Origin of the sequence: Nitrospirillum iridis (assembly GCF_014205765.1) — a bacterium.
GTDB classification, from domain to species: Bacteria; Pseudomonadota; Alphaproteobacteria; order Azospirillales; family Azospirillaceae; genus Nitrospirillum; species Nitrospirillum iridis.
The window spans coordinates 23,023-37,485 of the sequence record NZ_JACIIZ010000005.1; the positions used below are offsets into that span (position 1 = coordinate 23,023).

At 67.4% G+C, this 14,463-nt stretch carries 14 protein-coding genes; all 14 read left to right on the forward strand.

Annotation, left to right across the window (positions count from 1 at the left end; genetic code table 11):
- The 14 genes from FHS74_RS09720 (at position 1) to FHS74_RS09785 (ending at position 14,459) form a co-directional block, all read left to right on the forward strand.
- Positions 1-1,770, forward strand: coding sequence for a bifunctional DNA primase/polymerase (locus tag FHS74_RS09720; RefSeq protein WP_184799896.1), 1,770 nt, complete (start codon positions 1-3; stop codon positions 1,768-1,770).
- Positions 1,767-2,057, forward strand: coding sequence for a hypothetical protein (locus FHS74_RS09725; protein WP_184799898.1), 291 nt, complete (start codon positions 1,767-1,769; stop codon positions 2,055-2,057). The genes FHS74_RS09720 and FHS74_RS09725 overlap by 4 nt, the downstream gene beginning before the upstream one ends.
- Positions 2,054-4,183, forward strand: a complete 2,130-nt coding sequence (locus FHS74_RS09730) for a hypothetical protein (protein WP_184799901.1) — start codon at positions 2,054-2,056, stop codon at positions 4,181-4,183. The genes FHS74_RS09725 and FHS74_RS09730 overlap by 4 nt, the downstream gene beginning before the upstream one ends.
- A gap of 360 nt (positions 4,184-4,543) precedes the next feature.
- Positions 4,544-5,362 carry a hypothetical protein gene (locus tag FHS74_RS09735; protein ID WP_184799903.1) on the forward strand — a complete coding sequence of 273 codons (819 nt, stop codon included), beginning with the start codon at positions 4,544-4,546 and terminating at the stop codon, positions 5,360-5,362.
- Between the two features lie 385 nt (positions 5,363-5,747).
- The gene (locus tag FHS74_RS09740) at positions 5,748-6,302 is read left to right on the forward strand and encodes a hypothetical protein (RefSeq protein WP_184799905.1); all 555 of its coding nucleotides are present in this window, start codon (positions 5,748-5,750) and stop codon (positions 6,300-6,302) included.
- Positions 6,283-8,460, forward strand: coding sequence for a phage terminase large subunit family protein (locus tag FHS74_RS09745; RefSeq protein WP_184799907.1), 2,178 nt, complete (start codon positions 6,283-6,285; stop codon positions 8,458-8,460). The genes FHS74_RS09740 and FHS74_RS09745 overlap by 20 nt, the downstream gene beginning before the upstream one ends.
- A 1-nt stretch (position 8,461) precedes the next feature.
- Positions 8,462-8,659: a phage head-tail joining protein gene (locus tag FHS74_RS09750; protein ID WP_184799909.1), complete on the forward strand. Its 198-nt coding sequence runs from the start codon at positions 8,462-8,464 to the stop codon at positions 8,657-8,659.
- Complete coding sequence (locus tag FHS74_RS09755) at positions 8,659-10,197, forward strand: phage portal protein (RefSeq protein ID WP_184799911.1); 1,539 nt, start codon at positions 8,659-8,661, stop codon at positions 10,195-10,197. Before FHS74_RS09750 ends, FHS74_RS09755 begins: the two co-directional genes overlap by 1 nt.
- The gene (locus tag FHS74_RS09760; protein ID WP_184799913.1) at positions 10,194-11,750 is read left to right on the forward strand and encodes a S49 family peptidase; all 1,557 of its coding nucleotides are present in this window, start codon (positions 10,194-10,196) and stop codon (positions 11,748-11,750) included. The genes FHS74_RS09755 and FHS74_RS09760 overlap by 4 nt, the downstream gene beginning before the upstream one ends.
- A gap of 33 nt (positions 11,751-11,783) precedes the next feature.
- Entirely contained in the window at positions 11,784-12,161 is a 378-nt protein-coding gene (locus FHS74_RS09765) for a head decoration protein (protein WP_184799915.1), read from the forward strand.
- 59 nt (positions 12,162-12,220) lie between these two features.
- On the forward strand, positions 12,221-13,276 hold the full coding sequence (locus FHS74_RS09770; RefSeq protein WP_184799917.1) for a major capsid protein: 1,056 nt from the start codon (positions 12,221-12,223) through the stop codon (positions 13,274-13,276).
- A gap of 102 nt (positions 13,277-13,378) precedes the next feature.
- Entirely contained in the window at positions 13,379-13,696 is a 318-nt protein-coding gene (locus FHS74_RS09775; protein ID WP_184799919.1) for a head-tail joining protein, read from the forward strand.
- Positions 13,693-14,214, forward strand: a complete 522-nt coding sequence (locus tag FHS74_RS09780) for a hypothetical protein (RefSeq protein WP_184799921.1) — start codon at positions 13,693-13,695, stop codon at positions 14,212-14,214. The genes FHS74_RS09775 and FHS74_RS09780 overlap by 4 nt, the downstream gene beginning before the upstream one ends.
- A 26-nt stretch (positions 14,215-14,240) precedes the next feature.
- Entirely contained in the window at positions 14,241-14,459 is a 219-nt protein-coding gene (locus tag FHS74_RS09785) for a hypothetical protein (RefSeq protein WP_184799923.1), read from the forward strand.
- Positions 14,460-14,463 lie beyond the last annotated feature (4 nt).

Genomic DNA, 14,463 nt, shown 5'->3' on the forward strand with positions numbered 1-14,463 from the left:
ATGGCCAAGGTGGACATCCGGTTGCAGGCGGCACTGAGCTATGCCGCCCGGGGGTGGCGCGTCTTCCCCCTGCGGCCCGGCACGAAAAAGCCCTACCCCTGCGCCTACACCGATGAGGCGCCGGTGGACCAGGCGCGCAAGCTGGCCCGCCGCGATCACTGGCCTGTGGTTGTGGAGCGTGGACGCGGCGGGTGTCATCTGGCGAGCGCCGACCCGGACACCATCACCAGCTGGTGGGAACGATGGCCAGACAGCGATATCGGCCTGGCCACCGGGCCGGATAGCGGCGTGTTTGTCCTGGACGCGGACATTGATGAGGCCAAGGGCAAGAACGGTTACCGCACCCTGCGAGGCTATGCGGAAAGCGGTCTGACGCTGCCGAAAACCGTGGGGCAGAAAACCCCCAGCGGGGGGCGTCATTGGCTGTTCCGGTTTCCCGCCGGCATCGATCTGCCCAACAGCGTGGAGCGGCTGTTGGGCGACGGGCTGGATACCCGTACCCATGGCGGCTACATCGTCCTGCCGCCCTCACGCCACCCGGTGCACCAGGCGCTGTATCAATGGCACCCCGAACGGTCGCCCGAGAACCTGCCGCTTGCCGACGCGCCGCAATGGCTGATCGACAAGCTGATGTCGCCCCCGGCGGACAAGCCGCCCCAGGATCGGCCGCCAGAACCCCGGGCGTACGATGTTTCGCTGATCAGCCCCAGGGCCAGGAAGGCGATAGACGACGAATGCGCCCGGGTTTCCGGCACCCCGCCCGGGGGGCAGAACCATGCGCTGAACAGTGCCGCCTACTACATCGGCCAGCTGGTGGGGGTGGGTGAAATTCCCCATGGGTACGCTGAACAGCAGTTGCTGGCGGCGGCCCTGGCCATGTCCCGGAACTATGACCCCAAGCGGGGAAAATGGACGCTGCCCCAGCTGGAAAACCGCGTGACGGAGGGCCTAAAGGCCGGCATCGCCGACAAGCACAAGCGCAAGCCGGCGGAGCGCCGGGCGCCGGCCGATGCCCCGCCGCCGCGCCGTCCGCCTGCCGCTGATGGCCGTGTTGGGGTGGCCCCTGGCGCGATCCCGGGTGCCGCCCCTGGGGCGCCCAAAGCCGATACCGGCGGCGCGCGGCGGCAGCAAAGCCAGGATGCCGCACGGCGCACCTGGGCTCACGCCCTGCCCCTGACCGATCCGCGCGCCCCACCGGCCGTCTTGACCTATGTCGCGGCGCTTGGCCTGGGGCCAGGCGATGTGCCCCCCACCGTCCGCGCGGCGGTCGCCCCCTACCGCCATTGGGCGGAGGGGCGGATGGTCGAATTGGGCCCATGGCCCGCGTTGGTGGCGGCGGTGGGCGCGGACAAGCGGGTGGAAGGGGTGCTGTGCACCTTCATCGCCCCCAGCGGTCGCGCCCGGCAAGAGGTGTGGGATACGGCGATCACCGGGCAGATGCTGTTTGACCGGCAGGGCCTGGGCACCGTGAAGGGCATGCCCCTACGTCTGACGCCCATGGCGGATGGGCCGTTGACGCTGTGCATCGGGGTGGAGCTGGGGCTGTATGCCCTGGCGCAGAGAGGCGCGGCACCGCTGTGGGCCGCCCGGTCCCTGCATGCCGCCGCCGAAATGAGCCTGCCGGACACGGTCGACCGGGTGGTGCTGTGCCTGTGGAAGCAGGATGCCCCGCCCCAGGCGCTGGACCGGGCCGTGAGGCATCTGGCGAACGGCGGCAAGCGGGCCGTCAGCGTGGCCCATGTCCCCATTCCCCCGGGGGTGAAGCCATGACGGCCGCGCCCTTCGCCCCCCTATCGCTGGATGAGGCGCGGGTACTGGCGTTCGCCCTCATGGCGGCGGAGGACCGCGCCCTGGCCGTGCTGGACCAGCAAGTCAAGGTGGCCCTGGGCATCCGGAGCACCAAGCGCATGCGGGTGGATGTGCTGTACGGCCGCCTCGTCGCCCTGGTCGACAGCTACCCGCTGTGGCGCGCGCGGGCGCGGATGGCGAAGCGCCGCCTGGATACGGAAGCCGAAACGTTGATGCCGGCCAATGCCGGCCAGAAGGTGCGCGCGTGACTGAGGTTGCCGAAAAGCTGACACCGGAGATGGCGGGCGTGGTGGTGGCGCTTGCCAACCCCAAGGCGCGACTATCCCGCATACCGGGGGGGGGTGCCTATCGCCTGGTCATCCTTGGTTCCGCCGCCGGGCAGTCCATGGTGGAGGCGTCCGTGGGTGACGCGATCATCAAGGCGGGCCTGGCCGATGCCGTGACCGGAGCGCCCACCGAGGCGACCGCCGCCGCGCAGGATGAGGCGCGGAAGGTCATGGGAGCCGTCACGGGGGGTGGTGCGAAGACGGGCAAGCGTAAGCGGAAAGCGGACGATAGTGGCGGCGCAGGGGCCGGGGGCGATGGCCCTCCCCCATCGCCATTTGAGGCCGCCTTGGCGGAAGCCAAGGAGTACGTCCCGGCGGACGGCGATGATGGCGGCGTTGGTGGGGGCGGGCGTCGCGGCCTGCTGCCCGAGGATTGTCCGGTGACGCCCTTGGGCAACAGCGGCGGCATCCACTACTACCTCGACGCTCAACGCCAGTTCCGCGAGCTGCTGGACCGCGAGCATGGCAAGGCCTCGCTCTTGGGCCTGTTCACGCCCCGCCATGGGTGGCTGTACGCCCACTACCCCCGCTATGCGAAGGAGGGCGGCGCCGTCACCGGATGGCGGGCGGAAGCCGTGGCGGAACACCTGATGGCATCCAATGCCCAGCGCGGCCTGTGGACGCCACGCGATCATGTGCGCGGGGCCGGCGCCTGGACGGATGAGCATGGGCAGCTGATCCTGCATCTGGGCAACCTGGTGGTGATGGGTGGCGAAGCCCAGCGCCCCGGCCTGTTGGGCGACATGGTGTATCCGTCCGCCGAACCGCTGTTCGGACCGCGCAAGGAACCGTGGCCGGGGGACGGGAGCGCCGCGGCGGAACTACTCCGCCTGTTGAAGCAATGGAACTGGAAACGGAAGGAGGGGGACCTGGACGCCCGGCTGATGCTGGGGTGGATCGTCGCAGCCCTGCTGGGCGGCGCGTTGCGGTTCCGCCCTGTCGTGTGGCTGACGGGCGACAAGGGCACGGGCAAATCGACCTTGCAGGACGACATCCTGGACCACGTCATGGGGCGATGGCTGTTTCGGGCGGCTGACGCGTCGGCGGCGTCCATCTACCAGACCAAGGGTCAGGCGGCCTTGGGCGTGGCCCTGGACGAGTTGGAACCCGAACCCCACAACGGACAGCGGATCCAGGCCGTCATCAAGCTGGCCCGCATCGCCGCGAGCGGCGGCAAGCTGAGGCGCGGCGGCAAGGACGGCGACCCCACGGAATACGCCATCCGAAGTTGCTTCATGTTCAGCAGCATCCTGATCCCGCCCCTGTCATCACAGGACAGGTCGCGCCTGGCCGTTCTGGAACTGGACCAGTTGCCCCCAGGTCCCCCGCCCAAGTTCGATGCGGCGCACCTGCGGGACATCGGGGCCGGCATGCTGCGCGCGGCGGTGGAGGGATGGGGCAGGTTGCCCGACATCCTGCAAGCCTACCGGACAGCCCTGGCGGCGCAGGGGCATCGCGGGCGCGGCTGTGACGTGTTCGGCACCTTGCTGGCCTGTTCCACCCTGGTGCTGCGCGGCGGCATCCCCACGGAGCTGGATATCCGGCGGGAGGTGGCGGAGCTGTCCGCCGAACACATCGCCGCGCAAAGCGGCGACATGCCGGACCACGAACAGTGCTTCCACCATCTGGCCACGCACGTGGCCGACGTCTATCGCGGCGGCACCAAACGAACCATCGGCCAGCATATCTACACCGTCGCCTATGGCAGCAGCGCCGTGGGCGCGCACGACAAGGTGGAGGCCAAGCAAACCCTCAGCCTGTACGGCATCCGCGTCATCCTGGACAGGGAGGACCAGCGGCCGTTCCTGGCCATCGCGAACAGCGGTAGCGGCATCGCCGCCGTCTTCGCCGACACCCATTGGCACGCGGGTGAGGCCAGCCAACCCGGTGGGTGGGTCCAGGCGCTCCGGCGCTTTCCGGACCATGAGGTGACCAAGAACGGCATCAGCATCGGCGGATCGCTCACGCGCGCCACCCTGCTGCCGCTCTCCGTCGTGCTGCCCGAAGGGCAGTTCTTCGGCGCGGGTTGGGAGGACGCGGCGGAATGACCCCCATCGTCCGCCCTCGCGCTCCGGCCCACCCCGAATGGCGTTCGCGCGCCCGCGCGCAGGGCCCGCCTTACGCACCCGCCGGCTTGCCCTTACGCGGGCGTAAGGGCATCAAGCCGCTGATCCGTCAATGACTTTTGCTGATCCCTTACGCCCTTACGGCCCTTACACCCACCCCCATACATGTGCGCGCCCGCGCGCGCCCTTTCACACACACGCATACGTGAAGATAACCTTATGTAAGGGTGTAAGGACTGTAAGGAATTAACACTTACCTGTTTCATATCAATTCGTTAACAGCCTTACACCGGCCTTACGGTAGGTCCCGGGGGTGTAAGGCAACCGATGATGGGGTTGCTGATGACTGAAACCGTGGTGCCCTTCACCCCTGCCGGACTGGCGATGCCCGCCGCCGACGCGTTGACGCAAGCCCGCGCCTTGGCCCTGGCGCTGTGCCGGGGTGGCCAGCTGATGTCGCTGGTCAAGACGGCCCTGATGATGGACGGCCTGCCCGGGGAAGGCGCGCGGCAGAACGTGCTGGCGGTTCAGGCGCTGCTGCGCGAACAGGCGGAGCGGTCGCCGTGCGATGCGCCCTGGATCGATCCCGTGATCGGCCGGCTACAGGGCCTGCTGGACGGGGAGCTGATGCGCCGGTCCCATGCCATCCGCGCCCGTGCCGCCCGGGTTGACCAGGCGGCGCGGCTGAAAGAGGAGCGCGTGGCCGGGCCGGGGCACCAGGACCCCCTACAGCACATGCTGGCCAAGGGCAGCCTGGGGGCGGCGGAAATCCGCAGCGCCGACGAAATCCGCGCCATCGTCGCGTCTCACACCGCCCACGGGTGGGCCGGGCATGGTGCCATCGATCCCTCGGTCATCAAGGTCGACGGCGGCAAGGGGGGCGGGCATGTGCCGGTCGCGCCCATCAGCGGCTTGCACCCGGCGGCGGCCACGCTGGACCGGTGGCTGATGGACCCGGCGGTTACGGCGCTGTTGGGCACCCGGCCGGATGGGGTGGACATCACCGTGGCGTCCGCCTGCCTCTTGGTCATCTGCCAGGGCGTGAGCTGTTCCACCATCAACGCCGCGTTGGGGGTTCGTCGCGGCACGGTGGGGGCGGCGGTAGCGCGGGCCCTTAAGCTCTACCCGGCCCCGCCGGCCCCCGCGCCGCACACGATCTAGGGTCCGCGATGGCGTCGGGGACAACCTCTTGACGGTTGGGGACGCCTTGAGGTAGGTTTCAGGCACAGTTCGACAAGAGCGCCCGGGGGCCGAAAGGCCGTCCGGGCGTCGTCGTTTCTGGCCCCAGCCCATAGGTGTCCCCATGCCCCACCCCAGCGCCCGCGCCGGAGTGCCCCCGCATGCCCGCACCACCCCCGTGCCCGCCCCCCACCCCGCCACCCCCTGGGGGTCCCTGGGTTTTCAGGCGGAATACGGGCAACTTGTGCGTTTTTGTTTTCTAGCTGGGGTGTTTCAGGGTGGTGCAACGGGCGCAACGCCTGCAACGGGCTGCAACAGGCGCCCCTGAGCCATGACAGGCGACTTGTTGAGCGCGGGACGCCGCCTCATGGGTGTCCGCGAGGCCGCCCGGGTGCTGAAGGAGGAAGGCCACCCCGTTTCCTACTCCACCCTCAGCCGCCAGCTGTCCGCGCGGAAGTACAACAACTACGGGACCGACGCCCGCCCCCTGCTTGACCTGGATGAGGTGATCGCCGTCCGCCTAAACGAGATGGACCCGCAAAAGCAGCGCGCCGCCCAGCTCGCCCGCGGTATCCCCGCCCGTGGGGATGATTTGGAGGCGGACGCCCCCGTCACGCGGGGCGGCGCGATGGGCAAGGCGCAGTTGCGCAAGGCCGAAGCGCAGGCATCGCAGGCCGAACTGGACCTGATGGAACGCGAGCGCAGTTTGGTCGCGGTGGAAGACGTCCACGATGCCGGCTTCGAGGTGGGGCAATACCTGCGGCAGGCGCACCTGTCCCGGATACCGGAGCTTGCCTCCGCCCTGGTGGGCGTTCCGGACGTGGTGACCGCGACGCGGATCCTGACGGAAGCGGATCACAAGGCGGAAGATGAATTCGTCAAGATAGTCCGGAAGGCGCTCGATGAGCTTGGCGCTCGCTGAACGCTTCCCACACATGGCGAGCGGCAAGGCCGTCTTCCTCGCCGGTGTCATTGAGGGGGCCCAGCCCCCGAAACTGCGCCCGGTGCCGCAGTGGGCGCAGGAAGTGCGCATGGTGGGTGCCGAAAGCGGCAGCGTGTACGCCCGGGGCAAGGACGTGAAATGGACCAACGACCGGGCACCCCATTTGGTGGAGGTCATGGAATGCCTGTCCATGGCGGACCCCAGCACGGAAGTGACCTTCACCGGCAGCGCGCAGATCGCCAAGACGGAGGCGGGCCTAAACCTTGTCGGCCAGATCATCGATGAGGACCCCAGCCCCATCCTGATCCTCCTGCCCAGCCTGTCTGAACAACAGAAATACGTTCAGATCAAGCTTCAGACCACCATCGACGCGACGGCCGTCCTGCGGGAGAAGGTCAGGGCGAACAAGAGCCGGGACGCGGACAGCTCCACCCAAACCACGAAGCGCTTCAAGGGCGGTTATGCCGTCATCGCGACGGCCAGCAGTTCGAAAGCGCTGCAAATGGTCAGCTATCGCATCGTCATCGGGGAGGAAATCTCCGAATGGCCGGTGGACGTCGGCGGCCGTGGCGACCCGCTGGACCAGGCTCTGGCCCGCACCGTCACGTATCAGGACACCATCGGGGCCAAGTGCTATTGGGTGGCCACGCCCGGCATCAAGGGGCGGTGCCGCGTCACCGCCAAATACGAGGCTGGGGACCAGCGCCGCCGCTACGTCGAGTGCCCGCACTGCGGCGCGTTGCAGCGGTTGGAAATGGAGAACATGCGGGCGCGCCGGTCCACTGCCCCTTACGGCGCCTACTTCATCTGCGCGTCGGGGAATGGCTGCGTTATCGAGGCGACCGACAAGGACAGCATTTTGCGCCGCGGGGTATGGCTGAAAACCTACCCGTCCAGCCCCACGGGGGATGATCCTGCGAACGACAATGGTGAGGATATTGGCGCCCCGGGCATCGTGGTGCTGCCCGCGCAGTTGTCCGCCTATCGCGGACGCTCATCCTGCGGACGCCAGCCGTCGTTCCATATCTGGCAGGCCTACGCCCTGAACGTCAGTTGGGACTCCGTCTGGGGTCGCCGCCTGAAAGCCGAGAAGGGCGACGACAGGGAAAAGAAGGCCTATTCGCAGCAGGTGCTGGGCGTGGCCTGGGAAGAAAAGGGGGACGCGCCGGACGCTGAAAAGCTGGCGGCCCTGGTCGAAGACTACCCCTTGCGCACCCTGCCCCCGGGCGCCCTGTTCTCCACGCTGTTCTGTGACGTCCAAGGGTATGGGCTGAAATGGGATGCCTACGGCTGGGGGCGGGACTTCGAGTGCTGGCACGTCGACGGCGGCACCATTGAGGGCGACCCTACCCAGGATGCGGTATGGGCGGAGCTGGCGAACGTCGTTCGCCGCCCCCTCATGGACAGCTTCGGTCAGCATTGGCCCTTGGACGCGGCGGGCGTGGACACCGGCTACATCTCGCATCGGGTCTATCGCTTCGTGCGGGATCAAAAGCGGGCCGGCTTCGACAAGATGTTCGCCACCGATGGCCGGGGCGGAGAGAAGAACAGCGTCATGCCGCCCCTTGGCAAGCCTAAAAAGGTCAAGATCACCTTCCAAGGCAAGACCATGGGCAGCACCCTGCTGTGGCCCGTGGGCACTTGGGGGCAGAAATTGGAGCTTTACGGCGCCCTGAACCGCCGTTTGCGGGCCGCCAAGAGCCCCCTGGACCCCCAGGGCCAGCCCTGGAAGGGCTTGCCCCATTTCGGCACCTACTGCGACCTGTCGTTTTTCCAGGAGTTGACGGCCGAAAGCCTGATCACCCACGAAAACGGGGATCGGGAGTGGAAGAAGCACCGCACCAACGATCGCTTGGACTGCTTCGTGGGTGCCCGCGCCCTGGCTGCCCATTTGGTCGATGAAATGAGCATGAATGAGGACAAATGGGACGCCCTGGCGGCGGCCCGCCGTCCCCGCGAGGTGCAGGGGGACCTGCTGAGCCTGCCGGTCCGCATCAAGGTGGCCGCATCACCATCCGTGCCGCCGCCAGGAGCCGACCAACCTCCCCCATCATCGTCCGCCCCACCCGCCGCCGTCTCTCAACCGACCAGGCGGCGCACAAGTCGTTCTTCCTCCTTCATGAACCGGGGGGCCTGACATGGCATTCACGAAAGACGACGCGGACGCCATCCGGCGCCTGCGCAAGGGTGGCGTCGCCCGGGTCCGGCAAGGTGATGAGGACATCCTCTATCGGTCGGACGATGAACTGCGGCGGTTGCAGAAGGAGATGGAAGCCGAGGCGGCCCCTGCCCCGGCGGCCCGCACGGTACGGATCCGTGCGCGGAGCGGCTGGTGATGGCGCCTCCCATGCGCCTGCGCGCCCGGGTGAAGGGGACCGACATGTATGTCGACGCCACCTATCCCCAAGCCATGGCGAACACGCCCATGGGCGGCTCCGCCTCCGCCCCCTACCAGACAGCGGGGCGCGGCCCCCGGTCGCGCGCTTGGCGCGCCCCCGGTATCGGGCCGAACGCGGCCTTGGATTATTCCGCCGGCACCCTGCGTCGTCAGACGCGGGAGCTGATGCGGCAAAACCCCACCGCCCGGACCATCCGCGACCGCCTCACCTCAAACGTCGTCGGCACCGGCATCGTCCCGGAAATCGCGGACGAAGCGGTCAAGGTGGCGTTCAATGCATGGACCGATGACTGCGCGCTGGATGGCACCCTGGATTTCTACGGCATCCAGGATCAGGCATTTGCCGCCGTGGTCGAGGCGGGTGAGGTGTTGGTTCGCTTCCGTCTGGTCGACAACGCCATACCCGGAACCGTGCCGCTCCGCCTCCAGGTGTTGGAAGCGGAGTATCTGACCACCGAAAGGAATGAGGATCTGGGGGGCGGCGCCTACATTCGCCAGGGCGTGGAGTTCAATGGCCAGGGCCAGCGGGTGGCCTACTGGCTATGGCCGACCCATCCCGAGGATTTGAGCCCCGGTACCTACAACTTTACCCCCACCCGTGTCCCCGCCTCGGAAATCATCCATCTGTTCCGCCCCGACCGGCCGGGGCAGATCCGGGGTATCACCTGGCTGGCATCGATCCTGGGGCTGTTGAAGGACATCGCCGAATACAACGATGCCGAAGTGGTGCGGAAAAAGGTGGCCGCCCTGTTCGTCGGCTTCGTCAAGCGACCCTTTCCCAAGGATGGGGTGGACAGTGACGACCTGGTCAAGATGTTCGGCGCCGCGGCCGCCGTCTCTGACGACAATGTCGGGAATGTGGAAATGGAGCCCGGCTCCCTCCAGTTCCTGGACCCCGGTGAGGAAATCGAGTTCGCCGAACCGGCGGACGTCGGCAACCAGTATGCCGAATTCCTGAAACAGCAGTGGCAGTCCATCGCCGCCGCCATGGGCATCCTCTATGAGCAGCTGCGCGGCGACTATGCCAGCGGCAATGACCGTCTGTACCGCGCCGCGATCAATGAATTCAAACGCCGCATCCGCCAGCTGCAGCACCACTTGATGGTGTTTCAGCTATGCCGCCCGGTGTGGAACCGGTGGGTGCTGGTGGCCAAGCTGGTGGGCGTCATTCCGGCCGACTACGTCGGTTCCGCCGTGCCCTGGCTGCCCGAGGAATGGCCCTACATCAACCCCTTGCAGGACGTTCAGGCGACCCTGGCGGAAATCCGGGGTGGCATCAACAGCCGCACCCGCGCCGCCGCCGCCCGGCGCAGCAGCGCTGCCGAAATCGACGCGGAAAACGCCCGGGATCAGACCCGCGCGGCGGGCATGGGGCTGGTTTATGACGCCAATGCCCGCCAGGTCGACAACCGGGGCCAGATGCAGCCCGAGGCCGCCCCCGAGGTGGATGATCCCGAACCCGAGGACAAGCCATGAGTGCCTTGAGCTTCCGCCTTGCGGAATACATCTCCGGCCTGACCCTGTGCATGGAGCCTGGTCGCGCCCGCGCCGCGCTGCTGGTGCTGGCGCCCCGCCTGGGTATGTCCGTTCGCACCGACAGCGCCCCGGCGGAAGATGGCGCCACCCTTGCGGCGCAGGCCAGAAGCGCCCGGGAAGCGTCATTGACCCTGGCGGGGGCGGTCGAGACGGTTGAGGTGGGTGACGGGCTGGGCGAATATGCCCTGACGGAGGATGGCATGGCCATCGTCTCCATCGCCGGTACCCTCGTTTCCCGTTTCGGCTTCCTGGACGCGGCTTGCGGCCTGACCAGCTATGAGAGCCTGAACGCCACGGCGGACGCACTGGCGCAAGATCCCCGTGTCGGCGGCGTCATGCTGGACGTGAACAGCGGCGGCGGTGTCGCCAATGGCATGCTGGACACCGCAGACGCGTTCCGCGCCCTGGACGGTATAAAGCCCGTGTTTGGGTATGCGAATTCCGTCGCCGGATCGGCCGCCTACGGCTTGATCGCGTCGGGTTCCCGGGTGTTTCTGCCCCGCATGGCCCTGGTGGGCAGCATCGGGGCGATGACCGTCCATATCGACCAAAGCGCTGCGGATGCGGCGCGCGGCCTGGCCTATACCGCTTTGTTCGCCGGAGATTACAAGGTGGATGGGTGGGATCACGCGCCCCTTGCCGATGATGCGCGCGTCCGGATCATGGCGCGCATCACCTCCGTCCGCGATCAATTCGCGCAAAGCGTGGCCACCCATCGCGGACTGTCGTTGGAAGCGGTGCTGGACACCAAGGCCGGCGTGCTTCTCGACCACGACGCCGTTTCCAGCGGTCTGGCGGACGACGTCCTTGTGTTCGCGGATGCCATGGATGCCTTGCGCCAAGAGGTTCGCGCCCGCGCCACCAACCGAACCACCGTGCCGTCCGCTGGCGGCCAAGCCCCCGCGAACGCCGTTCGCCCCAGAGACAAGGAGATCATCATGGGCCTGCCGAAGACCCGCGCGCCTGGCAAGGGCGTCCGCCCCATCAAGACGGAAACTGCTGTCGAGCCCCCGGAGGACAATCCGGCTGAGGATGAGGCCACGCCCGGTGGCGCGGACGGGGACGAAACCGAAGGCGCCGATGGCGAAGGTGAGGACGGGGATGAGGGTGCCGCCGAAAAGGTGACGGCGGCCCGTACCGAGGCCGCCGAAATTGTCGCCGCTTGCGTCCAGGCCGGTGCACCCCAGTTGGCGGCGGGCTTCATCAGCGCCGGCACGCCCTTGACCACGGTCAAGGCCAAGCTGGACACCGCGTCCAGCATCCGGGCCCTGGTGGCGGACGCCGCCAAGGCCTCGCCCAACATCAGGGCGGACGCCGCGGAGGCCCTGATCGGGGCCGGTGCCACCCTGGCGGAAGCGCGCAAGTCCATCCTGGACGCGATGCTGACGGGCCAGGCCCCCGCCATCCGCTCCGCCGCGCCGGATCCAGTCAAGAAAGTGGGCGCCGCCATCGACGTTGCGGCCATTTATGCCCGCGCCAATCGCCTGAAATAACCGCTTGCCACCCTAGAAACGGAGTACGCCCTTATGCCCACCGTGTTCACCGAAGGCATGCACCCCGGGGAATTCCTGGTGTCCGAAGCCAATGGCCGCCTGTCGCGCGACGTCGTGACGTTGGCGCAAACATCCATCACCTACCAGTCCGGCTCCGTACTGGCGTGGGCCACCGATATCTCGAAATGGGTGCATTACGCCGAAAGCGGCACGCACGGGACCGATACCGCCGGGGCCATCAACTATGCCCGGGTCGATGCCTCAGGCGGCGACAAACAGGCGACGGTTATCGCGCGACTGGCGGAAGTGAACGGCGCACAGCTCAGCTTCCTGCCCGGCACCACCACCAATGGCAAGGCGGCGGCGGCGGTTGACCTGATCGCCGCGCCCCATCTCATCGCCGTTCGCTAAACCTACGCGCATTCATGCCCCTCGCCGGGGCTTGGCGCCAACCCCTGAGGGAGCTTCCCATGCCCGATTTGACCATGGACATCTTCAACGGTGACGCGTTTTCCAACGTGACCATGACCAACTACGTCAACACCAACGTGCCCTTTCAGCCTTCCTTCCTGGGCTCCCTGGGTATGTTCAACGCCGAAGGGGTCTACTCAACCCAGGTCGCCTTCGATGATGAGGATGGCGCCCTGACGCTGATCAGTGCCACGGAACGTGGCGGCCCGGCCGAACAGTCGCAGAACACGAAGGGCACCCTTCGTGTGCTAAGCACGGTACGTCTGGCCCGTGAGGCGGTGATCAAAGCGGATGAGGTGGCGGGCGTGCGCGTCCTGGGCACCGCCGGACAGCTTCAGACGGCGGAGCGCCTTGTGTACAAGCGCGTCGAAGGCCCCGTGGGGCTGCGCGCGGCGTTGGAGTACACCAAGGAATATCATCGCCTGGGTGCCATCGACGGTATCGTTTATGACGCGAACGGCACCAAGGTGTTGTGGGACTACTTCGTCCATTACGGCGTGGCGCGTCCTGCGGCAGTCAACTTCGCTTTCAGTTCCTATACTGGCGAAGATCGCGCCTTCGGCAAGGCGTGCACCGCCCTGCGCCGCCTGGCCACGAAAGCACTGAACGGCTTCCCTCTGACGGCGGCCATGCCTATCGCGCTATGCGGCGACGGCTTCTATGACGACGCCTGGAGCAACAAGGAAACCGCAAAGGCGGCGCAGGTGGCGGCCACGGGCAATCTACAGGCCCCGGAATTGATTAGCAGGAACGAAGCCTTCGACAGTTTCAAGTACGGCGGCATTGTCTGGGTGAACTATCGCGGTAGCGATGACGGCAAGGTGGCAATTCCGACCGACGAAGCGCGCTTCTTCTATGCTGGGGTTCCTGGCCTGTTCAATGAGTACAACGCCCCGGCCGACACTTGGGATTTCGTGAATACCGAAGGCTTGCCCGTCTACATGCTTCAGCGTCCGGAAAATCAGACGTCCAGCCGCAGGACCTTTGAAGTCCAGGCCAATCCCCTGCAACTCTGCCTGCGCCCGCTGCACATGCGCCGTCTGACCAAGAGCTGACCCCGCCCCCTGCCTTACTGCCCCCACCGAAGGCCCCGAACCGCTCCCCAGCGGCCGGGGCCTTCGGCTATCTGCCCTTTGCTTACCATCCGGTGATCGCCCATGCCCGACGTCTTCGACATTGCCCTGGGCAGCCTGTACGCGGACCCGAACCTGGGTTATGGCGGCGTCTACACCCCCGATGGCGGTGCGCCCCAGGCCGTGCGGGTGCTGTGGGCTCAGCCGGACAAGGATTACTCGTTCCCCAACGGCGGCGGCGTCACCGCCAGGGCCACCGTCGCCCGCATCCGCGTTGCCGAGCTGGCCGCTGCCGCCAAGGGCGATGTCCTGGTGGTCGACGGCGCATCCTATCTGGTCGAAAAGCCGACCCGCCCCACCAAACGGCGGCGGGAATGGTACTTGGAACTGTCGCCGCTATGACCGATCCGTCGCCCCGCCTCACCGTCCGGGAACAGCTTATCCGCTACGTGCTGGGGCATCTGCTGCCCAGGGTGCTGCCCGAAAACATGGCGGACACCATCAAGATTTATCGCGCCCGTGCCGACACCATCCTGGAAAGCGATCTGAGTGACGGCGCGACCGGCGCGCCTGATGATGCCGCCGCCCTGAACCTGGTGGTGTTGAAGGGCCCGCCCTCCGAACAGGTGTCCGCCGCCGTCCAGCGCAATCACCTGGTGCTGTCCGTCCTGGCGACGGTCCGCCGCAAGGGAAAATCGGCTGATGCCGATGTGGACGCCGCACTGGCGGACCTGGGCCCCGCTATACAGCAGGAATTCGAGCGTGACCCCACCCTGGGTGACCTGGCCGTCGACACGGTGGAGGTGGAGGTGGACCAGGACCCGCCCATCACCGGTGCCGCCCGCGTGGCACAGGTCTTCGTGACCGTCCAAGTGGAGTATTGGACCCGGCCGGGTGACCAATACGCCCTCGCCCCCTGACCCGGCGCCCCACCGGAGCATCCCCTATGACAGCCCCAGACCAGTCCCCCGCCCTTCCGGCGGGCCGGGACGCCGCGACCTATTACCTGGACGGCGACGGCTATTCCGCCACCCCGCCGGTTGCCCCCGACCCTGGCCCCGCCATCCCCACCGCCCCGAACGCCGTTCGCGACACCACCCCGCCCCCGGATGCCCCGGCGGCCCCGCCCGCCGATGACACGGCCGGCGGCAGCACGAAGGAGTAACCCC

Excerpts from the sequence above, each read along its gene's own strand:
- FHS74_RS09725 (WP_184799898.1), top strand. The coding sequence starts at position 1,767 with ATGACGGCCGCGCCCTTCGCCCCCCTATCGCTGGATGAGGCGCGGGTA.
- FHS74_RS09770 (WP_184799917.1), top strand. The coding sequence starts at position 12,221 with ATGCCCGATTTGACCATGGACATCTTCAACGGTGACGCGTTTTCCAAC.
- FHS74_RS09780 (WP_184799921.1), top strand. The coding sequence starts at position 13,693 with ATGACCGATCCGTCGCCCCGCCTCACCGTCCGGGAACAGCTTATCCGC.
- FHS74_RS09775 (WP_184799919.1), top strand. The coding sequence starts at position 13,379 with ATGCCCGACGTCTTCGACATTGCCCTGGGCAGCCTGTACGCGGACCCG.
- FHS74_RS09745 (WP_184799907.1), top strand. The coding sequence starts at position 6,283 with ATGAGCTTGGCGCTCGCTGAACGCTTCCCACACATGGCGAGCGGCAAG.
- FHS74_RS09785 (WP_184799923.1), top strand. The coding sequence starts at position 14,241 with ATGACAGCCCCAGACCAGTCCCCCGCCCTTCCGGCGGGCCGGGACGCC.
- FHS74_RS09760 (WP_184799913.1), top strand. The coding sequence starts at position 10,194 with ATGAGTGCCTTGAGCTTCCGCCTTGCGGAATACATCTCCGGCCTGACC.
- FHS74_RS09735 (WP_184799903.1), top strand. The coding sequence starts at position 4,544 with ATGACTGAAACCGTGGTGCCCTTCACCCCTGCCGGACTGGCGATGCCC.
- FHS74_RS09755 (WP_184799911.1), top strand. The coding sequence starts at position 8,659 with ATGGCGCCTCCCATGCGCCTGCGCGCCCGGGTGAAGGGGACCGACATG.
- FHS74_RS09750 (WP_184799909.1), top strand. The coding sequence starts at position 8,462 with ATGGCATTCACGAAAGACGACGCGGACGCCATCCGGCGCCTGCGCAAG.
- FHS74_RS09740 (WP_184799905.1), top strand. The coding sequence starts at position 5,748 with ATGGGTGTCCGCGAGGCCGCCCGGGTGCTGAAGGAGGAAGGCCACCCC.
- FHS74_RS09720 (WP_184799896.1), top strand. The coding sequence starts at position 1 with ATGGCCAAGGTGGACATCCGGTTGCAGGCGGCACTGAGCTATGCCGCC.
- FHS74_RS09765 (WP_184799915.1), top strand. The coding sequence starts at position 11,784 with ATGCCCACCGTGTTCACCGAAGGCATGCACCCCGGGGAATTCCTGGTG.